This is a genomic window from Enterobacter sp. 241F3 (assembly GCF_034106785.1).
Taxonomy (GTDB): Bacteria; Pseudomonadota; Gammaproteobacteria; order Enterobacterales; family Enterobacteriaceae; genus Enterobacter; species Enterobacter vonholyi.
This window is the reverse complement of the sequence record NZ_JAWNDD010000003.1, coordinates 389,525-414,160: the sequence shown is the minus strand read 5'-3', so window position 1 is coordinate 414,160 and position 24,636 is coordinate 389,525. Positions and strand designations below refer to the sequence as shown.

General features: G+C 53.6%; 23 protein-coding genes. 11 read left to right on the top strand and 12 right to left on the bottom strand.

Features of this window, described 5'->3' with window-relative positions; translation table 11 throughout:
• The first annotated feature begins 419 nt into the window (after nt 1–419).
• The 4 genes from fabI to pdeR all read left to right on the top strand — a co-directional run bounded on the left by fabI (nt 420) and on the right by pdeR (nt 6,685).
• A complete protein-coding gene (gene fabI / locus UR504_RS12380; protein ID WP_003856831.1) occupies nt 420–1,208 on the top strand; it encodes an enoyl-ACP reductase FabI in 789 nt (262 codons plus the stop codon).
• Nucleotides 1,209–1,361: 153 nt separating this feature from the next.
• Complete coding sequence (locus UR504_RS12375; RefSeq protein ID WP_127731289.1) at nt 1,362–2,348, top strand: CMD domain-containing protein; 987 nt, start codon at nt 1,362–1,364, stop codon at nt 2,346–2,348.
• A gap of 88 nt (nt 2,349–2,436) precedes the next feature.
• Nucleotides 2,437–4,371, top strand: a complete 1,935-nt coding sequence (locus UR504_RS12370) for an exoribonuclease II (RefSeq protein ID WP_302235360.1) — start codon at nt 2,437–2,439, stop codon at nt 4,369–4,371.
• A gap of 322 nt (nt 4,372–4,693) precedes the next feature.
• Nucleotides 4,694–6,685, top strand: a complete 1,992-nt coding sequence (gene pdeR / locus UR504_RS12365) for a cyclic di-GMP phosphodiesterase (RefSeq protein ID WP_115875422.1) — start codon at nt 4,694–4,696, stop codon at nt 6,683–6,685.
• Here pdeR and UR504_RS12360 read toward each other — a convergent pair.
• On the bottom strand, nt 6,682–7,551 hold the full coding sequence (locus UR504_RS12360) for a crotonase/enoyl-CoA hydratase family protein (protein WP_302235359.1): 870 nt from the start codon (nt 7,549–7,551) through the stop codon (nt 6,682–6,684). The genes pdeR and UR504_RS12360 overlap by 4 nt on opposite strands.
• Before the next feature lie 193 nt (nt 7,552–7,744).
• On the opposite strand from UR504_RS12360, the gene UR504_RS12355 reads away from it, so the two are divergent.
• The 3 genes from UR504_RS12355 (at nt 7,745) to osmB (ending at nt 9,205) form a co-directional block, all read left to right on the top strand.
• Nucleotides 7,745–7,927 (top strand): hypothetical protein, encoded by a 183-nt coding sequence (locus UR504_RS12355; RefSeq protein ID WP_111965955.1) that lies wholly within the window; start codon nt 7,745–7,747, stop codon nt 7,925–7,927.
• A gap of 43 nt (nt 7,928–7,970) precedes the next feature.
• Nucleotides 7,971–8,723 (top strand): DNA-binding transcriptional regulator YciT, encoded by a 753-nt coding sequence (locus UR504_RS12350; RefSeq protein ID WP_115875425.1) that lies wholly within the window; start codon nt 7,971–7,973, stop codon nt 8,721–8,723.
• Between the two features lie 263 nt (nt 8,724–8,986).
• Nucleotides 8,987–9,205 (top strand): osmotically-inducible lipoprotein OsmB, encoded by a 219-nt coding sequence (osmB, locus tag UR504_RS12345; RefSeq protein ID WP_008501216.1) that lies wholly within the window; start codon nt 8,987–8,989, stop codon nt 9,203–9,205.
• A gap of 105 nt (nt 9,206–9,310) precedes the next feature.
• Here the strand turns inward: osmB and yciH are convergent, their stop codons facing one another.
• The 5 genes from yciH to pgpB form a co-directional block, all read right to left on the bottom strand.
• On the bottom strand, nt 9,311–9,637 hold the full coding sequence (yciH, locus tag UR504_RS12340) for a stress response translation initiation inhibitor YciH (RefSeq protein WP_115875427.1): 327 nt from the start codon (nt 9,635–9,637) through the stop codon (nt 9,311–9,313).
• Complete coding sequence (gene pyrF, locus UR504_RS12335) at nt 9,637–10,374, bottom strand: orotidine-5'-phosphate decarboxylase (protein ID WP_302235358.1); 738 nt, start codon at nt 10,372–10,374, stop codon at nt 9,637–9,639. The genes yciH and pyrF overlap by 1 nt, the downstream gene beginning before the upstream one ends.
• Before the next feature lie 185 nt (nt 10,375–10,559).
• A complete protein-coding gene (lapB, locus tag UR504_RS12330; RefSeq protein WP_111965952.1) occupies nt 10,560–11,729 on the bottom strand; it encodes a lipopolysaccharide assembly protein LapB in 1,170 nt (389 codons plus the stop codon).
• Nucleotides 11,730–11,735: 6 nt separating this feature from the next.
• A complete protein-coding gene (locus UR504_RS12325) occupies nt 11,736–12,044 on the bottom strand; it encodes a LapA family protein (protein ID WP_302235357.1) in 309 nt (102 codons plus the stop codon).
• A 148-nt stretch (nt 12,045–12,192) separates the two neighbouring features.
• Nucleotides 12,193–12,960: a phosphatidylglycerophosphatase B gene (gene pgpB, locus UR504_RS12320; protein WP_115876076.1), complete on the bottom strand. Its 768-nt coding sequence runs from the start codon at nt 12,958–12,960 to the stop codon at nt 12,193–12,195.
• A gap of 197 nt (nt 12,961–13,157) precedes the next feature.
• Between pgpB and ribA the strand changes: the two genes are divergently transcribed.
• Nucleotides 13,158–13,748: a GTP cyclohydrolase II gene (gene ribA / locus UR504_RS12315; protein WP_008501210.1), complete on the top strand. Its 591-nt coding sequence runs from the start codon at nt 13,158–13,160 to the stop codon at nt 13,746–13,748.
• A gap of 37 nt (nt 13,749–13,785) precedes the next feature.
• On the opposite strand, the gene acnA is transcribed toward ribA, so the two are convergent.
• From acnA to topA, 5 genes are all read right to left on the bottom strand, one after another.
• The gene (acnA, locus tag UR504_RS12310) at nt 13,786–16,461 is read right to left on the bottom strand and encodes an aconitate hydratase AcnA (RefSeq protein ID WP_302235356.1); all 2,676 of its coding nucleotides are present in this window, start codon (nt 16,459–16,461) and stop codon (nt 13,786–13,788) included.
• A 161-nt stretch (nt 16,462–16,622) separates the two neighbouring features.
• Nucleotides 16,623–16,721, bottom strand: a complete 99-nt coding sequence (gene ymiC, locus UR504_RS12305) for a small membrane protein YmiC (protein ID WP_032623144.1) — start codon at nt 16,719–16,721, stop codon at nt 16,623–16,625.
• Nucleotides 16,722–17,032: 311 nt separating this feature from the next.
• On the bottom strand, nt 17,033–17,173 hold the full coding sequence (locus UR504_RS12295; RefSeq protein WP_213327741.1) for a YmiA family putative membrane protein: 141 nt from the start codon (nt 17,171–17,173) through the stop codon (nt 17,033–17,035).
• A gap of 338 nt (nt 17,174–17,511) precedes the next feature.
• A complete protein-coding gene (cysB, locus tag UR504_RS12290) occupies nt 17,512–18,486 on the bottom strand; it encodes an HTH-type transcriptional regulator CysB (protein WP_008502814.1) in 975 nt (324 codons plus the stop codon).
• A 187-nt stretch (nt 18,487–18,673) separates the two neighbouring features.
• Entirely contained in the window at nt 18,674–21,271 is a 2,598-nt protein-coding gene (topA, locus tag UR504_RS12285) for a type I DNA topoisomerase (protein ID WP_302235355.1), read from the bottom strand.
• A 399-nt stretch (nt 21,272–21,670) separates the two neighbouring features.
• On the opposite strand from topA, the gene UR504_RS12280 reads away from it, so the two are divergent.
• Nucleotides 21,671–21,922 (top strand): YciN family protein, encoded by a 252-nt coding sequence (locus UR504_RS12280; RefSeq protein WP_003856804.1) that lies wholly within the window; start codon nt 21,671–21,673, stop codon nt 21,920–21,922.
• Between the two features lie 34 nt (nt 21,923–21,956).
• Here UR504_RS12280 and sohB read toward each other — a convergent pair whose 3' ends face one another.
• Nucleotides 21,957–23,003: a protease SohB gene (gene sohB, locus UR504_RS12275; protein WP_302235354.1), complete on the bottom strand. Its 1,047-nt coding sequence runs from the start codon at nt 23,001–23,003 to the stop codon at nt 21,957–21,959.
• 251 nt (nt 23,004–23,254) lie between these two features.
• Here sohB and UR504_RS12270 point away from each other — a divergent pair, with 251 nt between their 5' ends.
• Together UR504_RS12270 and cobO are read left to right on the top strand one after the other, a co-directional pair.
• The gene (locus UR504_RS12270) at nt 23,255–24,016 is read left to right on the top strand and encodes a YciK family oxidoreductase (protein WP_127731299.1); all 762 of its coding nucleotides are present in this window, start codon (nt 23,255–23,257) and stop codon (nt 24,014–24,016) included.
• Nucleotides 24,013–24,603 (top strand): cob(I)yrinic acid a,c-diamide adenosyltransferase, encoded by a 591-nt coding sequence (gene cobO / locus UR504_RS12265; RefSeq protein ID WP_045908891.1) that lies wholly within the window; start codon nt 24,013–24,015, stop codon nt 24,601–24,603. The genes UR504_RS12270 and cobO overlap by 4 nt, the downstream gene beginning before the upstream one ends.
• Nucleotides 24,604–24,636: the final 33 nt, after the last annotated feature.

Genomic DNA, 24,636 nt, shown 5'->3' with positions numbered 1-24,636 from the left:
GGTTACTCTTCCCCTCTGGTTGGATGAGGCGAATCAAAGGCTCAATGATATACTGGACGGATGCTGGAAAATATCAAAGGTGCTTACAGCCTTTCTCACTCTCGCAGGCGAGGTTTCCGGCAGTGAATGTTACGACTCACTTTGCCACTGCGCGCAAAGCTACAGGGCTGGTCCGGGAAATGCCTCACCGTCCTTTCAGGAGCTTCGCGTTAGTCTGCCCGGCCAGATGCGAAACAACCTGATTGAGTTCGCCCGGCACCATCTGAGGCATATCTCTCGCGAGAAGTGCGAGAAATATCGTGACACAAGGGGCTGTGAGTGGGCTATAATTTCGAGCTAATTTCGAATGATTTTGAAATACTGCCTGTAACGCTATGAATTACAAGGCAAAATAAGCAATGAATATAAGGATTAAAGCTATGGGTTTTCTTTCCGGTAAGCGCATTCTGGTGACTGGCGTTGCCAGCAAACTGTCCATCGCATACGGCATCGCACAGGCAATGCATCGCGAAGGCGCTGAGCTGGCGTTCACCTATCAGAACGACAAGCTGAAAGGCCGTGTTGAAGAGTTTGCCGCGCAGCTGGGTTCCAGCATCGTTCTGGAATGCGACGTTGCACAAGACGAAAGCATCGACGGGATGTTTGCTGAACTGGCAAAAGCATGGCCGAAATTCGACGGTTTCGTTCACTCCATCGGCTTCGCTCCTGGCGACCAGCTGGACGGCGACTACGTAAACGCGGTTACCCGTGATGGCTTTAAAATCGCTCACGACATCAGCTCCTACAGCTTCGTTGCGATGGCAAAATCCTGCCGCGCGATGCTGAACCCGGGCGCAGCTCTGCTGACCCTGTCCTACCTTGGCGCTGAACGTGCTATCCCTAACTACAACGTTATGGGCCTGGCGAAAGCCTCTCTGGAAGCCAACGTACGCTACATGGCGAACGCAATGGGTCCTGAAGGCGTGCGCGTTAACGCCATCTCTGCAGGTCCTATCCGCACCCTGGCAGCTTCCGGTATTAAAGATTTCCGTAAAATGCTGGCTCACTGCGAAGCGGTTACCCCGATTCGTCGTACCGTTACCATTGAAGATGTGGGTAACTCTGCAGCATTCCTGTGCTCTGACCTTTCCGCGGGTATTTCCGGCGAAGTGGTTCACGTTGACGGCGGCTTCAACATCGCTGCAATGAACGAGCTGGAAATTAAATAAGCTGTGACTCTCTTCCCGCACGGGAAGAGAGGTTTCCCCCCGCCCTATCCCTTCGTTATTCCGTTCTGCTATTTGTTATCACCTAACAATATTTTTCCCTTTATCTGCCTTACGCCAGGATATTGATCGCCATTTTGAGATCAAGGAACGCACATGGAACAACGCCGTTTTTCCGGCAAAGGCCACTGGTATCACGAGACCCAGTCAAACCACGCGCAGACGGATGTTCTGCCCCTGGTGCCCGAAGCCGCTAACGTCGACGATCGTTTTTTGCTCGATTTAGCCTTGCCTGATGAGATTGTCGCCGCCTGTTCTGGCTGGCTTGCTCCTGCCAGAGCCTTATGCCACCAGCTGTTTCCGCTCTCGATTCCCGTGAACCGCCTGCATACGCTCAGCGCCTACGATCGGCTCAGTACCGCGCTAACCGTCGCACAGGCCTGCGGCGTTCAGCGGCTCTGTAACCACTATGCCGCCCTCCTCGCCCCGCTTCCCGGCCCGGACTCCTCGCGCGAAAGCAACCGACGTCTGGCGCAAATTACGCAGTATGCCCGCCAGCTTTCCAGCTCTCCAGATGTGATCGATGATAAAGCCCGCAACCAGCTTGACGAGGTGGGCCTGTCCACGTACGACATCGTGGTAATTAACCAGATTATCGGCTTTATCGGTTTTCAGGCGCGCGTGGTCGCAATTTTCCAGGCCCTGCTGGGACATCCTGTTCGCTGGTTGCCGGGACATCATATTCAGCCGCACACGCTCCCCGCGAGCCACGATGCGTGGACGCCGCTTTTACCTGTCGTTGAGCTGCGCTATGCGAATGCGCATCAGCTTGAGTCCCTGTCCCGCTGGCAGGCTGAACCCGCGCTTGAGGCGTTGACGCCAGTTCTTTGTCATGAACCGACGCTGCTCGATCTGACCGGCGAAATCCTGTTAAACACTCGCGAAGAGATCCCACTGACGTCTCCCGCACTTTCAGCGGCGCTCGAACTGCTGACACGCTCTCCGGACCGCTTCAGCGCCGCGCAGTTTACCCCGATCACGGATCAAGGGCTCACGGGCGAACAAGCCATCACGCTGCTTACCCGGAGTGCGTTTGATGGCTGGCTTAATCGTCTGAAAGTCGCGTTTGGTAAAGAGGAATAACCACACTCATTACCCAAAGACCGCTTGCTGAGACAGTGAGAATCGCGTAAAACTGTCAGCCGCTCAATGGCTACGAAAATAGAACATTATGTTTCAGGACAACCCGCTGCTAGCGCAGCTTAAACAGCAACTGCATTCCCAGACGCCGCGTGCAGAAGGGGTCGTAAAAGCCACGGAAAAGGGCTTTGGCTTCCTTGAGGTTGACGCGCAGAAAAGCTACTTCATTCCGCCTCCGCAGATGAAGAAAGTGATGCATGGCGATCGCGTCATGGCCGTCATTCATACCGAGAAGGACCGCGAGTCTGCCGAGCCGGAAGAACTGATCGAACCGTTCCTGACCCGTTTTGTGGGTAAGGTACAGAGAAAAGACGATCGTCTTTCTATCGTGCCGGATCATCCCCTGCTGAAAGATGCTATTCCCTGCCGCGCCGCCCGTGGCGTTGAGCATGATTTTAAAGAAGGTGACTGGGCCGTAGCAGAAATGCGCCGTCATCCTCTGAAAGGCGATCGCGGTTTTTATGCTGAACTGACCCAGTTCATCACCTTTGGCGCCGACCATTTCGTGCCATGGTGGGTCACGCTGGCACGCCATAATCTTGAAAAAGAAGCGCCGAACGGCGTAGCGACCGAGATGCAGGATGAGGGTCTGACCCGTCGCGATCTCACCGCGCTGGAGTTTGTCACCATCGACAGCGCGAGCACAGAAGATATGGATGACGCGCTGTACGCTGAAGAGAGCGCCGACGGCAAAATGCATCTGACCGTTGCCATTGCCGATCCCACCGCATGGATTGCCGAGGGCAGCAAGCTGGATGACGCGGCGAAAATCCGTGCGTTCACCAACTACCTGCCGGGCTTCAATATTCCGATGCTGCCGCGCGAATTGTCAGACGATCTCTGCTCGCTGCGTCCAAATGAAGTGCGCCCGGTCCTTGCCTGCCGCATGACTATCGCCGCAGATGGCGCGATTGAAGACGATATCGAGTTCTTCGCCGCCACTATCGAGTCGAAAGCCAAGCTGGCCTACGATAACGTCTCCGACTGGCTGGAAAATACCGGTAGCTGGAAACCTGATTCCGACGCCATTGCCGCGCAGATCCGTCTCCTGCATCGCATCTGCCTGAACCGCGGCGAGTGGCGTAAAACTCACGCGCTGGTGTTCAAGGACCGCCCGGATTATCGCTTTGTTCTGGGCGAGAAAGGCGAAGTGCTGGACATCGTGGCCGAACCGCGACGCATTGCAAACCGCATCGTTGAAGAGGCGATGATTTCCGCCAACATCTGTGCCGCACGCGTGCTGCGCGACAAACTGGGCTTTGGCATTTACAACGTTCACACCGGGTTTGACCCGGCAAATACCGAAGCGCTGGCGGCCCTGCTGAAGAATCACGATGTGCACGTTGATCCGGAAGAAGTGCTGACGCTGCCGGGCTTCTGCAAGCTTCGCCGCGAACTGGACGCGCAACCGTCAGGCTTCCTGGACAGCCGCATTCGTCGCTTCCAGTCATTCGCTGAAATCAGCACCGAGCCTGGGCCGCACTTTGGTCTTGGCCTCGAAGCTTACGCCACCTGGACATCGCCGATCCGTAAGTATGGCGATATGGTTAACCACCGTCTGCTGAAAGCAATTATCAAAGGTGAAACCATTGCCCGTCCTCAGGAGGACACCACGCAGCAAATGGCCGATCGTCGCCGTCTGAACCGCATGGCGGAACGTGACGTTGGGGACTGGCTGTACGCACGCTTCATGCAGGATAAAGCCGGTACGGATACCCGTTTCGCCGCAGAGATCATCGATATCAGCCGCGGGGGCATGCGCGTCCGCCTGGTCGATAACGGTGCTGTCGCGTTTATTCCTGCGCCGTTCCTGCATGCGGTTCGCGACGAAATGGTCTGTAGTCAGGAAAACGGTACCGTGCAAATCAAAGGTGAAACAGTTTACAAAGTCACCGACGTGATTGACGTTAATATCGCCGAAGTCCGCATGGAAACCCGCAGTATTATCGCGCGTCCTGTCGCCTGATAACCGCTTCAATTGTCGGTCTTTTCGTTTCGGAAGGGCCGACAATTTTTATTTTTACCCCCGCCACAAAATCATTATTTTTCCTTACTATTTTCAGTATCCCTTCGCCCAAAACCGCCAGAATTATCTACAGTAAAAGAGTGTTGTTATATTCGGTTGCGTGAATTTTTATACGCTCAGTATCCTTTTTAATCTGACTCGTTTTATTATAAGAAAGCAGGGAAAAACAATAGGTTCACTTCGGTTTTGCCGCTGTTTCTCAACGGAAAAGTCGACAACAAATGAATAATTTGTGCGCTAATGAACAGCTGCGGGAGAAAACATGATGGACGATCTGGAGCAGAATTTGCTGTTTCGCTACATGGGGACTCACAGCCCGTGGTGGCGCTTGTCAGCTGACAGCAACGCTCTGCACCTTTCCACCAGCGAAAATGCCGATGTCACTCAGGTCGTGGCGCTGGACGATGAACAGGCCGATCTCATCCGTCATTTAACCGTTATTACCTCCAGCATTTCCATGTCGCTCTCCCTGTACGGAGAAGATGTCCCGGTGCATCTTGTGGGCCGCAAAATTACCCGTAACGAGTGGGCCGGAACCGCTTCCGCCTGGAACGATACGCCCTCCGTGGCGCGCGATCTGGCTCAAGGGCTCTCTTTTGCGGAACAGGTTGTCTCTGAGGCCAACTCCGTGATTGTTATTCTCGATCGGCACGGCAACATCCAGCGTTTTAACCGGCTTAGCGAAGAGTATACCGGCCTGAAAGAGCAGGAAGTGATTGGCCAGAACGTATTTAAGCTGTTTATGAGCCGCAGCGAAGCGGCCGCTTCAAAGCGCAATATTACCGGTTTTTTTCGCAACGGCAGCTCCTACGAAGTCGAACGCTGGATCAAAACGCGTAAAGGGCAGCGGCTGTTTCTGTTCAGAAACAAATTCGTTCACAGCGGCAGCGGTAAAAATGAAATTTTCCTTATCTGTTCCGGGACCGATATTACCGAGGAGCGCCGCGCTCAGGAGCGGCTGCGCGTGCTGGCCAATACCGATACCATCACCGGCTTGCCAAACCGCAATGCGATCCACGATCTGATTTCTGACGCCATCGCCAACCGCGGCGACACGCAGGTAGGCGTGGTGTATCTCGATCTGGATAACTTTAAAAAGGTCAACGACGCTTACGGGCATATGTTTGGCGATCAGCTGTTACAGGCTGTCGCCCTCGCCATTTTGAGCTGTCTGGATGAGGAACAGGTGCTGGCGCGACTGGGCGGTGATGAGTTTATCGTCATGGCCACCAATACCTCACAGGGCTCTCTGGAGGCGATGGCGTCGCGCATTTTAACCCGTCTGCGCCAGCCGTTCCGAATCGGTCTGATTGAGATTTATACCGGCTGCTCTCTGGGTATCGCCCTCGCCCCGCAGCATGGTAGCGACCGGGAAAGCGTCATTCGTAACGCCGATACCGCCATGTACACCGCCAAAGAGAACGGCCGGGGCAAGTTCTGCGTCTTCTCACCCGAGATGAACCAGCGCGTATTTGAGTATCTCTGGTTGGATACCAACCTGCGTAAAGCACTGGATAACGATCAGCTTCTAATCCACTATCAGCCCAAAATAACCTGGCGTGGGGAAGTCAGAAGTCTTGAAGCACTGGTCCGCTGGCAATCACCAGAACGCGGTCTGATCCCGCCGCTGGAATTTATCTCTTATGCCGAGGAGTCGGGGCTGATTGTGCCGCTGGGGCGCTGGGTGATGCTCGATGTGGTTCGCCAGGTGGCAAAATGGCGCGATAAGGGAATTAACCTGCGCGTGGCGGTGAACGTCTCTGCACGACAGCTGGCCGACCAGACTATCTTCAGCGACTTAAAGCAGGCGCTGAAGGATCTGAATTTTGAATACTGCCCGGTCGACGTCGAGTTGACCGAAAGCTGTCTTATCGAGAACGAAGAGCTGGCGCTCTCCGTGATCCAGCAGTTCAGCAGACTCGGGGCGCAAATTCATCTGGATGATTTTGGCACCGGCTACTCTTCTCTTTCGCAGCTCGCCCGCTTCCCTATCGACGCCATTAAACTCGATCAATCCTTTGTCAGGGACATTCATAAGCAGTCTATTTCCCAGTCACTGGTGCGCGCTATTGTCGCCGTGGCGCAGGCGTTAAATCTGCAGGTAATTGCCGAAGGTGTGGAAAATGCAAAAGAAGACGCCTTTCTGACCAAGAACGGCGTCAACGAGCGGCAGGGTTTTCTGTTTGCTAAGCCGATGCCCGCTGCCGCATTCGAGCGGTGGCTAAAACGATATCAAGCGCGAAATCAACGTTAACTGGCTTTACGCAGACCCGCCGCGTGATGGCGGTTTTGCAGCGTGACCAGGCGCTCCATGTAGGCGATATCTTTCTGCTCCAGGCAGAAAGCAGCATCCACCCAGTCTTCCGTGATGTCCATCAGTTCACTGCGGGGCAATTGCAGAACGCGGGTACGGGCGCGCAGCATCGCCTTTACGCCGTTCAGTTTTGGCCGGAGCGTATCGATGAAGGTTCGGGTGGAGACATAGCTTTGTCCGGGTTCAAACAGGACTTCCACCAGCCCGTGCTGCTCGTACCATTCAGCCGTATGGGATTCCCCTTTGTAGATGAGTTCCTCCGCCAGCTTCATGCCTGAACGGCGTGCAACCAGGGAATATCCTCCCATACCCGGAAACAGGTTGAAGGCTATCTCCGGGAAACCTAAACGGGCATCGCGCTGAGCCAGGACGAAATGGTGCGCCAGAGCGGCCTCAAAACCACCTCCTAACGCACTGCCCTCGACCATTGCCAGAGTGATGGCTCCCGTATCAAACCCTCGTGAGGCCGCATGGACGCAATCAACGCAGGCGCGCGCGTACGCCCGCAACGCTTCCCGACGTCCGTTCTGAATGCACTCGACGAAGAACTGTAAGTCACCGCCCACATTGTACATCTCCGGAACCAGCGATCCGGTTACCCAAAAATCAACCGCAAAGCCAGACTGGCGAACCAGCCATGAAAAGTTCATGATCTCCTCAATTAACGCATGGTTAAAGCAAGGTCGCGGCTGAGCCCGCAGCATCATCCAGACGGTGTGACGCTCCGCCTCGTAATAACCCGACAGCTGCGTGAACCGTTCAGTGTCGGTAAACAGTGTACAGGTAGGCTGATTGATAACTGTCATAGTCTAATTCCTCTTATAAAAAAGCGCCTTGCGCGCAGTTTTAGACTAATCCACTCATTAAGCCTGCTGCATGAGGGGGAATAAATTTATCACTTACGTTTATGTAATTTAGTTATTGCATTTTTTCCCTTCTCTTTTGACCCTAATTTCTGCATCATTGAAAATATTAACTTTTCGCGCCTGGAGTGAGATTATGTCGACTATTGACGCACAAGCTGTAGCACAACGTATTGATACCGTGCTGGATATCCTGGTGGCAGGCGATTACCACTCTGCTATCCGTAATCTCGAGATCCTGAAGTCTGAACTTCTCGCTCAGAATGGCGCTGACAATACGCCTGAAAACGGACAGCCAAAAGCGCCGTGGGAAGTTTAACCCCACTGTCTCCGACCTCGTTTCGCTTTATTAAATGGATGCTATGAATTCCCGACAACAACTCATTTTGCAGATGGTCATCGATCAGGGACGCGTAAGCGTAGTCGATCTCGCTAAAACCACTGGCGTTTCTGAAGTTACCATCCGTCAGGATCTTAATCTGCTGGAAAAACAGAGCTATCTGCGTCGTGCGCACGGATATGCTGTCCCTCTGGACAGTGATGACGTTGAGACGCGCATGATGAACAACTACGCGCTCAAACGTGAACTGGCTGAATTTGCCGCGTCCCTGGTGAACAACGGCGAGACCGTCTTTATTGAAAACGGCAGTAGTAATGCCCTTCTGGCGCGCACGCTTGCCGATCAAAAAGACGTGACCATCATCACCGTCAGCAGCTATATCGCGCATTTGCTCAAAGAGACGCGCTGCGAGGTGATACTGCTCGGCGGAATTTACCAGAAAAAAAGCGAAAGCATGGTAGGCCCGCTGACCCGTCAGTACGTCCAGCAGGTTCATTTCAGCAAGGCCTTTATTGGGATTGACGGCTGGCAGCCGGAGACAGGTTTTACCGGCCGGGATATGATGCGCTCTGACGTAGTGAATGCCGTGCTGGAAAAAGAGTGTGAAGCCATTGTGCTCACAGACAGCTCTAAATTTGGCGCCGTTCACCCTTACACGATGGGCCCCGTTTCACGCTTTAGCCGCGTAATTACCGACGAGCGGTTGAGCGACGCACACCGTAATAAACTGGAAGACAGTGGTCTGATCGTCAATATTATTAAAACCAGCGCCTGACTCCCCTCCGCGCCCGAACTTCGGGCGCATACGCCCTTCTTTCTCTGAGATGATTCTTAACCCTGCTTTAAGAGTTTTTACCTGTTTAACCTGCATTAAAGTCGTAAAATTACTGTTAGCGATATAACAGGAAGTGACTATCACCTGCGTGATGAAGTAACGCCTGCGCGACCAGCTTTCACGGGAGAAAGAATTAAGTATTCGATTCGTCTATACTTAATGCGTACATCTTTCCGTGAATCGATAATTCAGGAGAAAGTATTATGACCTTAACCAGCAAAAAATTAGCCGCCGCTGTTCTGGCAATCACTGTAGCAATGTCCCTGAGCGCGTGCTCTAACTGGTCTAAACGCGACCGTAACACCGCTATTGGTGCCGGTGCCGGTGCTCTCGGTGGTGCAGTATTAACGGATGGTAGTACGCTGGGTACATTAGGTGGCGCTGCTGTCGGTGGTATTATCGGTCACCAGGTTGGCAAATAATAATTATCCAAGCCTTCCCCGGTAATGCGATATTTAAACGCATTTCAGGTCTGACATACGCACGTATATAACACGAGCCACGGCATTTGCCGTGGCTCATTTATTTTAGCCGCCTGCCAGTTTGACTTTCATACCTTTGGCTTCCAGCAGAGATTTAATTAAATCACGTTTATCACCCTGGATTTCAATAATGCCGTCTTTCACGGCACCGCCGCAGCCACATTTCTTTTTCAGTTCGGCTGCCAGCGCTGTCAGTTCAGCATCATCAAGGTCAATGCCGGAGATAAGACAAACCCCTTTTCCTTTTCGTCCACTGGTCTGGCGCTGGATCCGAACAATGCCGTCCCCCTTTGGACGTTCCACTTTCGCTTTCGGTTCGTCAATACGCCCGCTATCGGTTGAATAGACCAGGCGGCTGTTGGAATCGGTCATTACGCCCCCTTCTTCAGCGATGCGTTAATAGCCTTAAGCGTCTCAGCCGGGTTTGCAGACTGCGTCACCGGACGCCCAATGACCATGTAGTCAACGCCTGCAGCCAGCGCCTGCTCAGGCGTCATAATGCGGCGCTGATCGCCCACGTCGCTGCCTGCAGGACGGATACCCGGCGTGACGAGTTTAAAATCCTTGCCCAGCGCTGATTTGAAACGTACCGCTTCCTGCGCGGAGCAGACGACGCCATCCAGGCCGCAATGCTGGGTCAGACGCGCGAGGCGCTCAGCGTGCTCTGCTGGTGACAACGTCACACCCAGGTCGTGTAAATCGCTTTCGTCCATACTGGTCAGCACGGTGACCGCAATCAGCAACGGTGCATCTTTACCGAACGGCAGGAGCGCCTCACGGGCAGCGGTCATCATTCTTGCCCCACCCGACGCGTGGACATTAACCATCCATACGCCCAACTCTGCGGCTGCGGCAACGGCGTGCGCCGTGGTATTCGGGATATCATGGAATTTCAGATCGAGGAAAACGTCAAAGCCGCGCTGCTGCAGATCGCGAACGATTTGCGGTCCAAACAGCGTGAACATCTCTTTGCCAACTTTCAGACGGCAGTCGCGAGGGTCAATGCCGTCGACAAACGCCAGTGCAGCGTCACGCTTATTGTAATCAAGCGCAACAACAACAGGAGAATCCGTAATTACTCGGGAAGTGGAGGATGTAACAGACGTCATGACCAGCCCTTTTCGTCTATGGGCGCGCAGCGGCGCGGAACAGATAAACGGCCAGCATTCTACCTGCCGTCGTCGCAAATTGACAGAATCCATTTATTTCCCTGACAGGCCAGCAAACCGCACGGTGTTGAGAAAGCGTTAAAAGCCATTAGTATGTTGTAACTAAAATAAAGGCTTTTAAAAAATTACTGCCCGTCCAGGCCACGGATTGGCTTGATAGTGGACCAGGCGCGGCAGGAAGGACAGTGCCAGTAGAGCGTATACGCGGTAAAACCACACTTCTGACAACGATAGCGTGGCTTGCTGCGCACCTGCTCGCCAACCATATCGCGCAGCACCATCAGGCTCTCTTTGGCGCGCCCTTCTTCCGCGTCGTTAAGGTGGTAATCCATCAGCTTATGGAAGACCCGCATGGTCGGATGACGCTGCAGCTGACGCGTAATGTAAACCTGCGCGGTGTCGCTTCCTTCATACTGTTCAACGACGTCTGAGAGCATCAGTTCAGCGGTGGCACCGGTGTTCTCTTCCACGCAGCGACGCAGGAATGCTACCCACTCTTCCTGCTTATCCAGCTGCTGATAGCAGGTTTGCAGCATTTCCAGCGTTTCACTGACCAGCTCTTTGTCCTGGTCGATCACCCGCAGCAGGCTTTCAACGGCTTTGGCGTAGTCGCCATTCGCCATAAACACGCGCCCCATCATGATGGAGATTCGCGCGCTGTTTCGATCCGCGGCGGCACCTTTCTTCAGTAACGCCATGGCTTTGTCCATGTCGTCATTGCCCATCTGCTGAAGCGCAAGCTCACAGTAGAAATGGGCTATCTCAACGCGCTGCTTATCTTTCCCCAGCTTCACCAGACGTTCAGCCGTATCAATGGCTTTCTGCCAGTCGCTGGTGGCCTGATAAATCTGCAGGAGCTGCTGCAGCGCGCCGATGCGGAAATCTGTTTCATCCACCAGTTGGGAGAACATATCTTCAGCACGATCGTACAACCCCGCGGCCATGTAATCCCGCCCCAGCTGTTGCACTGCAAGTAGACGTTGATCGTAGGTCAGAGAGGCGCTTTCCATCAGCGTCTGGTGAATACGAATGGCGCGGTCAACCTCGCCGCGCGAGCGGAACAGGTTTCCCAGGGTGAGATGCGCTTCAACCGTCCCGGTATCCTCTTTCAGCATATCGAGGAACAGGTCTACCGCTTTGTCCTGCTGATTGCTCAGGAGGAAGTTTACCCCCGCAACGTAGTCGCGGGAGAGTCGATTGGCCTCATCCTGTTTTGTTTGTTGCGCACTTCTGCGGCCCATATACCAGCCATAGGCTGCGGCTACAGGCAAAAGCAGAAACAACAACTCCAGCATAGTCGATTATTCCTTCACGACCGGCACGCCAGAGCTTTCCGGGATGTCAGACGCAGGGGCAATGTTATTTTCAAGTCGCCTAATTTTACGTTCAGCGCGCGCAAGCGAAACACGGACTTTCAGCCAGAACAGACCGCAAACCAGCCAGCCAATGGCAAAGCCGGCAGCAAATAAGACCGCCAGCAGGCTCGATACGCGATACTCACCCTGAGCCAGCAGATAGTTAAACGTCACCTGCTGATCGTTTTGTGCACCCAACGTGACTGAAATGACAAAAATCGCCAATACCAGTAAGAAAATGAGTAAATATTTCACATTACTTCCCGTTATGTGGTTCAAGCGAATAAAGTGTGTTCAATTTACCGCAATCAGCCTTATAAACTACCATTTTAGCGACGAGCGCGAAACGGAAAAAGTGACGCGCAGGTCATGGATCTATGGGCAAAATACGGAATATCAACCGTCAGGCGTCGGTTTGGTCCCTTTCGGCTATTTCTTCTTTCTCTTCTGGCGGTGGCGTTAGCGGGCCGCAGAATCGTTCAGTGAGCCAGGTCGCCAGCACGATCAGCAGCCATGAGATGAGCGTGGCGACGACCAGGTCGCGCGGCCAGTGCATCCCCAGCAGCAAGCGGCTTCCCATAACCCCCGTCGCCCAGACCAGTAAAATCGCAATCGTAATCGTTCGACGCCTTGGCCAAAGCAGCCCAACCCCCAGTAACGCCCAGCTGGCCGCAAACATGGTGTGACCCGAAGGAAACGCGAACCCCGTCTCTTTCTGCCAGTGTTTACGCAAGAATTTCGGGATATCCTGCTGTTCCGCAAGCTGTTCTTTTACCAGCGCGCCACGATCTTTACGCTTTAAATTGTAGAACTCATCCACCGGAACATGATGGGTTTTTTCCAGCCAGACGACAAAAGGACGCGGCTCCTGAACGCGATCTTTCACCCAGGACTTCACCCCCTGACCGACAATGATAGCGCCACCGAGGATAGCAAAGAGCATCAGTGCCGCACGCAGGCGAAAGCGCAGGCACCACAGAAACCAGGCGCACAGGAGTACGTGGGTAATTATTCCCCATGGCTGGGTGACCGTTTCCGTTATCCAGTATAAGGTTTTCAGCCACATGGCATTATGCCCGGGCTGCCACATCCAGCCTGAAAGCCATACGGTCAGAGGCATAATCAGTAAAATGGCCGCACCTGCTGCCGTACGTCTGGCGATTGAAAGCATGTCTTCTCCTTTTTCGCTAAGCGTCACAATCATAACTGAAATTAATCCTTTGGGTGGATATGTCGGATCGTGCGTTTAACGTTCATATAGCATGGTGCCCATTAGGCGAACCTGCTGAGCTTGTGGCAAAATGAACTGATACAGAAAGCAAAACAGGGCAAAGGCACGAAACGTGTCAGCCTACTCTGGAGAATCACATGCAGCTTAAACGTGTGGCAGAAGCCAAACTGCCAACCCCATGGGGCGATTTCCTGATGGTGGGTTTTGAAGAACTGGCAACCGGACAGGATCATGTCGCGCTGGTGTATGGCGACATTTCAGGGCAGACGCCGGTGCTGTCCCGCGTCCATTCAGAGTGTCTCACCGGCGACGCGCTGTTCAGCCTGCGCTGTGATTGTGGTTTCCAGCTGGAAGCCGCCCTGTCTCATATTGCTGAAGAAGGCCGCGGCGTGCTGCTTTATCACCGTCAGGAAGGTCGTAATATTGGCCTGCTAAATAAAATTCGCGCCTACGCGCTTCAGGATCAGGGCTACGATACGGTTGAAGCAAACCATCAGCTCGGCTTTGCCGCTGACGAACGCGACTTCACCTTGTGCGCCGATATGTTCAAGCTGCTGGGTGTGGACGAAGTTCGCCTGCTGACCAATAACCCGAAAAAAGTGGAGATCCTGACCGAAGCGGGGATCAACATCGTCGAGCGTGTACCGCTGATTGTCGGCCGTAACCCGAAAAACGCCCACTACCTTGATACCAAAGCAGCCAAAATGGGCCATCTGCTGAAAGAGTGATGCTAAAAAGCCCGGCACGCGTGCCGGGCTCGTATCATCAATCCAGCATCTTACGAATCACATAATGTAAAATGCCGTCGTTCTGGTAATAGGTCAGCTCGGTTGCCGTATCTATACGGCACCGGCAATCCAGCACCTCGGTTTTCCCGTCTGCACGGGTTAACTTCACCGGCACCGTTTTACCCGGCTGCAGGCTTTGCAGACCGCTAATCTCAATCAGCTCTTCCCCGGTCAGGCCCATCGTTTTACGCGTCACGCCCTGCGGGAACTCAAGCGGCAGGATCCCCATACCGATCAGATTCGAACGGTGAATACGTTCGAACGATTCGGCGATGACCACGCGAACGCCAAGCAAACGCGGACCTTTCGCCGCCCAGTCGCGGCTGGAGCCGGAACCGTACTCTTTCCCGGCGATCACCGCCAGCGGCGTACCTTCCTGCTGATATTTGACCGCCGCATCATAAATCGACACGACTTCCGTCCCCGGCAGATGACGGGTCATGCCCCCTTCCACGCCCGGTACCATTTCGTTACGAATGCGGATGTTGGCAAAGGTCCCGCGCATCATGACCTCATGGTTGCCGCGACGCGATCCGTAGGAGTTAAAATCGCGACGCTCGACGCCCCGGCTCTGCAGGTAACGGCCCGCCGGGCTATCGGCTTTGATACTCCCCGCCGGAGAGATATGGTCCGTCGTGACGGAATCTCCCAGCATCGCCAGGATGCGCGCGCCGTGGATATCCTTAAGCGGTGCCGGCTCGGCCAGCATCTCATCAAAGAATGGCGACAGACGAATATAGGTCGAGTCATCCTGCCAGCCATAGGTATCCGAACCTGCAACGTTGATGGCTTTCCATTCCGGCGTACCTTCAAAGACTTCCGCGTATTCTTTACGGAACATCTCGGTAGAAACCTTCTCAACGGCCAGCGCGATTTCACGCGATGATGGCCAGATATCTTTCAGGTAGACAGGGTCATTCTTGCGATCGTGACCAATCGGATCGGTCGCAAGGTTGATATTCATGTTCCCTGCCAGGGCATATGCCACAACCAGCGGCGGTGAGGCGAGCCAGTTGGTTTTCACCAGCGGGTGAATACGCCCTTCAAAGTTTCGGTTACCGGATAGAACGGCGCCTACCGTCAGGTCACCCTGCTTAATCGCCGTTTCAATGGGTTCAGGCAGCGGGCCGGAGTTACCAATACAGGTCGTACAGCCGTAGCCCACGAGGTTAAAGCCCAGTTCGTCAAGGTACGGCGTCAGTTTGGCCTGCGCCAGGTAATCCGATACCACTTTGGAACCCGGTGCCAGCGAGGCCTTGACCCATGGCTGAGGTTTTAGCCCAAGCTCTACCGCCTTTTTAGCCAACAAACCAGCCGCCATTAACACGCTGGGGTTCGAAGTGTTGGTGCAGGAGGTAATGGCTGCAATAACTACCGCGCCATCCGGGAGCTGATACTGATGTCCGTTCAGAACATAGTCTACGGGGCGATGGTCTTTCTGCGCCACGTTCACCTCCAGCGCATTGCTGGCGGCAAAGGCTTTTGGCACGTCACTCAGCGCAACCCGATCCTGCGGACGTTTCGGCCCGGCGAGGCTCGCCTCGACGCTTCCCATATCGAGTTCTAGCGTACTGGTGAAGACCGGTTCATCACCCGGGTTTCGCCACATGCCCTGCGCTTTGGTATAGGCCTCCACCAGCGCGACCTGCTCTTCGCTGCGCCCGCTAAGGCGCATGTATTCCAGCGTGACATCATCAATGGGGAAAAAGCCACAGGTTGCACCGTATTCCGGCGCCATATTGGCAATGGTGGCACGGTCGGCCAGCGGCAGCGAATCCAGACCATCACCGTAGAATTCTACAAACTTGCCCACCACACCATGCTTACGCAGCATCTGAGTGACGGTGAGCACCAGATCGGTGGCAGTAATGCCTTCAGACAGCTTACCGGTAAGCTTGAAGCCCACCACGTCAGGAATAAGCATGGACACCGGCTGGCCGAGCATGGCCGCTTCTGCTTCGATACCGCCGACGCCCCAGCCCAACACGCCCAGACCGTTAATCATAGTGGTATGGGAGTCCGTGCCCACCAGCGTGTCCGGATAGGCGACCCACTCTTTATCCTGCAACTCACTCCAGACGGCTTTCCCCAGATATTCAAGGTTAACCTGGTGACAAATCCCGGTACCCGGCGGGACCACGCTGAACCGGCTGAACGCCTGCTGTCCCCACTTCAGGAATACATACCGCTCGTGGTTACGTTCCATCTCGAGACGCACGTTCTCGCCAAAGGCGTCATCATCGCCAAAGCGGTCAACGGTTACGGAGTGGTCAATGACAAGGTCAACAGGTGAAAGCGGATTCACTTTTGCCGTATCTCCGCCGAGACGCTTAACGGCCTCGCGCATCGCGGCTAAATCAACGACGGCAGGGACACCGGTAAAGTCCTGCATCAGCACCCTGGCCGGGCGATAGGCAATTTCTCTGTCGGCATGGGCATTTTCAAGCCACCCTGCCAGCGCCTTGATATCATCGAGGGTGACAGAGTCACCGTCCTGCCAGCGCAAAAGATTTTCCAGTAAAACTTTCAATGACTTGGGTAAACGCGAAATGTCCCCAAGCGTTCTGGCAGCCAGCGGCAGGCTGTAGTAATGCCAGGTTTTATTTTCTGCCTGTAATGTGTCCTTACTGGCTTCGCGTAGGGTTAACGACATAAGCTCCTCCTTAATCACAGAGATGCCCCGACAATCATCAGGGCCGTAATTAAAGATAACACAAAGATGTCGTAACGTTTTGATAACAACCCAAATTGATAAATTTAGGATTGGTCCCGAACGGGAAAACAAAAAACCCCGCCGTAGCGAGGTTTTACAATTTAGTGGAGGGCCAACCAGATGAGCTGACTCCAGAACAGAATCGACACGGTAAAAACGCCGATCCATGACCAGTATTTGTGAGACGTCATGTTATTCATCATAGGGACACCAGGCATTATTTATAAAAAGTTCCGAGGTTTGTCCTCAGTGCTATATTGCTGATGTGTATTTATTAAAGAGTACAAAAATGCAGAGTCGATATTCAGACTATTTGCATCATTACGCAATTAACTAAATTATTGTTTTTTGGGTTCGTCTTCTGCGAACACATCAATAAACGCTTGCTGCTGCGGCGTCAGTTTCCAGGACGCGGGTACAACAGTCGCAGGTGCTTTACGCCCTCTGTGGCCGTTGTCACGATGCTGACACATCTGTTTTACCGTTTCTGTACGTACCGTCACTGCCATATTCAACCCCAATATTTCCAGGCCAGGAGAGCAACCACCACCCAAAACAGGGTAGAGACGAGAAAGACCGCCAGCCAGGCTTTACGCTTGAGCGCAGGATCCCTTTGCGGTTCTTCACTTCCTGAAGGCATTGCTAACCTCATACAATCGACATCGCTTATCATTTAGGACCAAACAATTGGTACAATTAATCATCTGTTGAGATAAATCCTAAAGAAACTTTAGCCGAAAAGCCAGTGAATTTACGCACCGGAAGGTATGAAATATTCATTCTTTTGACCAGAAATAAATAATTGAAAAGAAAAATTTGCGAAGGCGTAAATTAGTTTCTACTTTTGTCGCCAATTCACGACATTATAACCTTACTGACCAAATGGATAATGACATTATATGACAGGGGATACGTAGATGATGATAATTCTAATTTAGCTTTGAGGCGTTATTTCGGTATCTTTCCCTTAGGGAAAGATACCGGGTGTGATTATTTTTCGGGGAGTTTGATGTCTTTAAACATCTCTTCAATATCTTCATTTGAGCGTAATGCAACGGCGGTATCAACAACGTCACGCGTTAAATGAGGGGCAAAGCGCTGAATAAAATCATACATATAGCTGCGCAGGAAGGTGCTACGACGGAAGCCAATCTTAGTGGTGCTATGACTGAAAACATCGTGCGCATCAAGACGCACCAGGTCAGGGTCTGACACCGGGTCCACCGCCATGCTGGCAATAACACCCACCCCCAGACCAAGCCGCACGTAGGTCTTAATCACGTCGGCATCCGTCGCGGTAAAGACAATGCGCGGCGTTAACCCTGCCCGGTTAAAGGCCGTATCAAGCTCGGAGCGTCCGGTAAAGCCAAACGTATACGTCACCAGGGGATATTGAGCCAGCTCTTCGATAGTGACCGACCCTTTACCTGCCAGGGGGTGATCGGGGGTCACCACGATAGAACGGTTCCAGTGGTAGCACGGGAGCATCACCAGATCGTCATAGAGGTGAAGCGCTTCGGTGGCGATGGCAAAGTCTGCATTCCCCTTGGAAACGGCTTCAGCGATTTGTGTTGGCGACCCCTGGTGCATATGCAAAGAGACGCGAGGATAACGCTCTATAAAGCCTTTGATGACGCCGGGTAACGCATAGCGCGCCTGCGTATGCGTCGTGGCAATATACAGCGAGCCTTTATCAGGCCAGGTATGCTCCCCCGCCACAGACTTAATCGCATCGACTTTAGAGAGGACTTCCCGCGCAATGCGGATGATTTCCTGCCCAGCGGGCGTCACCTGAGTGAGATGCTTACCGCTGCGGGCAAATATCTGGATACCTAGTTCATCCTCCAGCATACGAACTTGTTTGCTGATGCCCGGTTGCGAGGTATACAACCCCTCGGCGGTAGAAGAGACGTTAAGGTTATGATTCACCACCTCAACGATATAACGAAGCTGCTGTAATTTCATGCCAGACCATCCGATTTAGCGCATGCGGTCAATCGCTTAAGACGATTTAATAATAAGAAACAGGTTAACTATAACCACTATATCATTTATAGCCTGACTGTATAGTACGGAACAAAAAATAATAACAAGGCAATAAAAAAGGGCCGGAAATCCGGCCCTTTCACAGGTAAGTTACGGTTAGGGAAGATTATTTCTTGCCTTCAACCCATTTGCCATCGACAAAGAAGGCTGACCATCCGGTCGCTTTACCCTCTTTCTCTGCCGCAACATACTGCTGCTTTGTTTTACGGCTAAAGCGCACCACGGTTTTGTTGCCTTCCGGATCCTGCTGTGGCGCATCGGCCAGATAACGCAGTTTCTCAGGCAGACGATCGCGGAAGCGATGCAGCTCTTCCACCAGCGGCGCGCGCGTTTCACGCGATTTCGGGAAGGTGTTGGCGGCGAGGAAGACACCCGCAGCGCCGTCACGCAGCACGAAGTACGCGTCGGATTTCTCGCACGGCAGCTCTGGCAGCGGAACCGGATCTTCCTTCGGCGGAGCCACTTCACCGTTACGCAGAATTTTGCGCGTGTTTTTACACTCGTCGTTAGTACACGCCATGTACTTACCGAAACGCCCCATTTTCAGGTGCATTTCAGAACCGCACTTCTCGCATTCCACAATCGGGCCGTCATAGCCCTTAATGCGGAACTCACCCTCTTCGATCTCATACCCGTCACACGTTGGGTTATTACCGCAGACGTGCAGCTTACGTTTTGGATCGATCAGGTAGCTGTCCATTGCCGTGCCGCATTTTTTGCAGCGGCGTTTGGCACGCAGCGCGTTAGTTTCCGCATCGTCACCTTCCAGCACGTTGAGAACTTCGTTCTCTGGCACCAGGTTGATGGTGGTTTTGCAGCGCTCTTTTGGCGACAGCGCGTAGCCGGAGCAGCCAAGGAAGACGCCCGTGGTTGCGGTGCGGATCCCCATCTTGCGGCCGCAGGTAGGACAGTCGATGCTGGTCAGAACCATCTGGTTAGGCAGCATGCCGCCCTCTTCAGGATCTTTCTCCGCTTTTTCAAGCTGGTCGGTAAAGTCGCTGAAGAAGCTGTCGAGTACCTTTTTCCATTCCGCCTGATGGCTGGCAACCTGGTCGAGGCTGTCTTCCATTTGCGCGGTGAAATCGTAGTTCATCAACTCGCGGAAGTTAGCTTCCAGACGGTCGGTGACGATCTCACCCATTTTTTCCGCATAGAAACGGCGGTTTTCAACGCGCACGTAGCCACGGTCCTGAATCGTCGAGATGATGGACGCGTAGGTCGAAGGACGACCAATACCGCGTTTTTCCAGCTCTTTCACCAGGGACGCTTCACTGAAGCGCGCAGGCGGCTTGGTGAAGTGCTGGGCAGGCACGAGGTCAACCAGCGAGAGTGCATCCCCTTTGTTCACTGCCGGCAGCGTACGGTCTTCATCTCCTTTACGCAGCGCAGGCATCACTTTCGTCCAGCCGTCGAAACGCAGGATACGACCGCGAGCTTTAAGACGGAATTCACCCGCGCCGACGGTCAGCGTGGTGGAGTCGTACTGCGCTGGCGTCATCTGGCACGCCACGAACTGGCGCCAGATCAGCTGATACAGCTTCTGCGCGTCGGCTTCCATATCTTTCAGCGATTCCGCTAACACCGAGACGTCAGAAGGACGAATCGCTTCGTGCGCTTCCTGAGAGTTCTCTTTGCTGGCAAACTGGTTAGCGCTTTCCGGCAGGTATTTCTTACCGAAGTTGTCGCTGATGTAGCCACGCACCATATTGACGGCGTCCTGGCTCAGGTTGGTTGAGTCGGTACGCATGTAGGTGATGTAGCCCGCTTCATACAGACGCTGGGCCATCATCATGGTCTTCTTCACACCGTAGCCCAGACGCGTGCTTGCAGCCTGTTGCAGGGTGGAGGTGATAAACGGCGCACCAGGCTTACTGCTGGTCGGTTTGTCTTCACGTTCCAGCACCTGATAGCGTGCCTTTTCAAGCAGCGCCACGGCGGCCATGGTCTGGTCGCGGTTTTCTGGACGGAAAGGCTTATCGTTCTGATGGCTGACCTGCAGCGGCAGAGCGTCACCGCCCGGCGTGGTCACATTGGCGTCAACTTCCCAGAACTCTTCCGGGACGAAGGCTTTAATCTCGCGCTCACGCTCAACGACCAGACGCACGGCGACGGATTGCACACGCCCTGCGGACAGGCCACGGGCAATCTTCTTCCACAGCAGTGGAGAAACCATGTAGCCCACAACGCGGTCCATAAAGCGACGTGCCTGCTGGGCGTTTACACGGTCAATATTCAGTTCGCCCGGCTTCTCAAACGCCTGACGAATCGCATTCTTCGTAATTTCGTTAAACACTACACGGCTGTAGCGTTTGTCATCACCACCAATCACTTCCCGCAGGTGCCACGCAATGGCTTCCCCTTCGCGGTCAAGGTCGGTTGCGAGATAGATGTGGTCAGCTTTTTCAGCAAGCTGCTTCAGCTCGTTAACGACTTTTTCTTTCCCTGGAAGCACTTCATATTGTGCATCCCAGTTATGCCATGGGTTAACACCCATGCGGTTGACAAGCGCGCTACGTTCATCCTTTTTAGGCTTTTTAGCCCCTTTGGTGGAGGTAGAGTCTGCGCTCTTTTTGCTGGCTGAGCCACTGGTCGGCAAATCGCGGATATGACCCACGCTGGACTTAACCACGTAGTCATTACCCAGATACTTATTGATCGTTTTGGCTTTTGCCGGGGACTCAACGATGACGAGAGCTTTACCCATATTCACCTTTACCTAATTTAATTCTTCCAGGAATACGCCGCACGTTGATTTCCCTTCCGCTGACGACGAGCCAATGATATTGCGACTGCGTCAGGAGATATCAACCCCTTTGTCTTACCGGGCGTTAAAGAAAAGACGCCCAGGTGATTGAGTTCTCGGGTATTTTTCTCACATCTCGTGTAATTCGTGACGAATTCCCGGTTGAATGTCAAGCAATTCTGTTGCCAGAATGACGAAAGCGCACACTCTACCTGATAAAATTCGTTACGCAACTTTATTAGCATGCAAAAGCAAATCCCGCCAGCCAGGCCCCTGCAGCTTATCCCCTCACATTACAGGGAAAATTTGCCCCCAAAGCGCCCCCGGCGTAGACTATTGTCACTGTTTAAGGAGTGGATTATGCAGAATACGACCCAACCTATTGACCGAGCCTCTCTGCTTATCGAAGCAAACAAGCTTATCCGTGACCATGAAGATACCCTGGCGGGTATTGAAGCCACCGGCGTAGAACAGCGCAATGGGGTGCTGGTTTTCAGCGGCGAATACTTCCTTGACGAACAGGGGTTGCCGACCCCGAAAAGCACCGCCGTGTTTAACATGTTTAAATATCTGGCGCATACGCTTTCAGAGAAATATCACCTGGTCGATTAACGCAAAACGCGAGGCATGTGCCTCGCGTTTTTGTTTACAACAGCGGTTTTTGTCCGCGCTGTAGCCAGCGCAGCAGCAGGCGGTCAGCACTTTCTGCCGCACTGTTGGTAAAGCGGTCCATCAGTCGCTTGCGCTGAGCAAAGCGGACGCCTACCAGTTCCCTACCTTCCATCAGGTTGAGCAGCAGATCGTCGCTGGTTCCGACTTCATCTACCAGCCCTTTCTCCTGCGCCTGAACGCCGTACCAGTGCTCACCCGTCGCGACCAGCTCAATGTCCAGCGTCGGGCGCATACGGTGCACAAAATCTTTAAAGAGATGATGCGTTTCGTTGAGATCCTCACGGAATTTTTGACGCCCTTCCTCCGTGTTTTCCCCTAGCAGCGTCAGGGTGCGTTTGTACTGACCCGCCGTGTGAAGTTCGATATCAATCTCTTTATTTTTCAGGAAGCGGTTAAAGTTCGGGATCTGCGCAACCACGCCGATCGAGCCAATAATTGAGAACGGCGCGGCAACAATTTTGTCCGCCACGCAGGCCATCATGTAGCCACCGCTCGCTGCCACTTTATCCACGGCCACGGTCAGCGGGATCTGTTTTTCACGCAGGCGCTGCAGCTGTGAGGCAGCCAGCCCGTAACCGTGAACCACCCCGCCCGGGCTTTCAAGGCGCACGACAACCTGATCCTGCGGTGTCGCCACGGCCAGAACGGCAGTCACCTCCTCCCGCAGAGAAGAAACCTCATGCGCATCCATGCTGCCTTTAAAATCGAGCACATAGACCCGTGGCGTGGCCTTATCCTGCGGCGCATTGAGTTTTGCTTTTGCTTTTGCCGCTTTAGCTTCCTGTTTATGCTTTTTCTTCTGCGCTTTCAGCCACAGTTTCCGTTGATGACTATCAAGCAGCGCCAGAGACATATCATCCTGCATCTCTTTATACTGCTCGCTCAGGCGGGTGATGCGTAACTCCCCACGCTGACGCTTGCGCTGCGTCAGGTTGACAATCAGAACGGCAACTACCGCAATGGCAACCACCACCGTCGCGATTTTGGCCAAAAACAACCCATATTGAGAAAGTAATTCCACGCGTTCCACCTTGATTTAACCACGAATCTTTCACGGCAGTGTACAACAGCCCTGCCCATGCGTCTCGCTCGTGACATTACCTCTGCGAGCCGCCTTCAGGAATCCCCGGGCTGGTCTTTAAATATTTGCAAATTGTTAATTTTACTGTAATGCGTCCTGTAGACTGATTGAATTATCAGGCGAATTCGGGCATAAAGCCGAAAAGTCATCATAAAGGCGCCATTGCGTTACCGGTCGCCTGAGGAGTCACCGTGCATTATCAACCGCAAAAAAATCTGCTGCAAAACCGGATTATTCTTGTCACCGGTGCCAGCGACGGGATTGGTCGCGAGGCGGCCCTGACATACGCCGAATATGGTGCGAACGTCATTCTGATTGGGCGCAACGAAGAAAAACTGAAAAGCGTCGCTCAGGAGATTGAGTCGGTATCTGGTACGCCAGCCCCGTGGTATACCCTCGATTTACTGACCTGCACGCCCGCAGTGTGCCAGGAATTAGCCCAGCGCATTAGCGCTCACTATCCGAGACTCGACGGCGTACTTCATAACGCCGGCTTGTTAGGTGAAGTGCGTCCGATGGATGAACAGGATCCTGATATCTGGCAGCAGGTGATGCAGGTCAACGTCAACGGCACGTTTTTCCTTACGCAGGCATTGCTTCCTTTATTACTCAAATCCGAGTCAGGGTCTCTGGTCTTTACCTCTTCCAGCGTTGGCCGGGAGGGCCGCGCAAACTGGGGAGCCTATGCCGTATCCAAATTCGCGACCGAAGGCATGATGCAGGTACTGGCGGAGGAGTATCAAAGCCGCCATCTGCGCGTAAACTGCATTAACCCGGGCGGTACGCGCACCAAAATGCGCGCCAGCGCGTTCCCGAGCGAAGATCCGCAGAAGCTGAAAACCCCGGCAGACATTATGCCGCTCTATCTCTGGCTGATGGGCGACGACAGCCGCCGCAAAACCGGGATGACCTTCGACGCCCAGCCGGGCCGTAAACCAGGAATTTCGCAATGAGTGAAGAACGTCATCAGCAGCGCCAGCAGCGTCTGAAAGAACAGGTCGATGCGCGCGTCGCGGCAGCACAGGACGAGCGAGGGATTGTCATCGTCTTTACCGGCAACGGCAAAGGCAAAACCACCGCCGCGTTTGGCACCGCTACCCGCGCCGTCGGCCACGGGCAGAAGGTCGGCGTTATCCAGTTTATTAAAGGTGAGTGGCCTAACGGCGAGCGTAATCTGCTTGAGCCCCACGGGGTTGAGTTTCAGGTGATGGCGACCGGATTTACGTGGGACACCCAGAATCGTGAAACCGACACCGCCGCCTGTCTGGCCGTCTGGGAGCACGCTAAAAGAATGCTGGCCGATCCTTCACTCAATATGGTTCTGCTGGATGAGATCACCTATATGGTCGCCTACGACTATTTGCCGCTGGAAGACGTGCTTAATGCACTGAAAGACCGTCCCGCCCATCAGACGGTCATCATCACGGGCCGCGGGTGTCATCGGGATATTCTGGAGCTGGCAGATACCGTCAGCGAGCTGCGTCCGGTTAAACATGCGTTTGATGCGGGCATCAAAGCGCAAATTGGGATTGATTACTAAAGAAAAAAGCCCGGTGACTTCACCGGGCTTTTA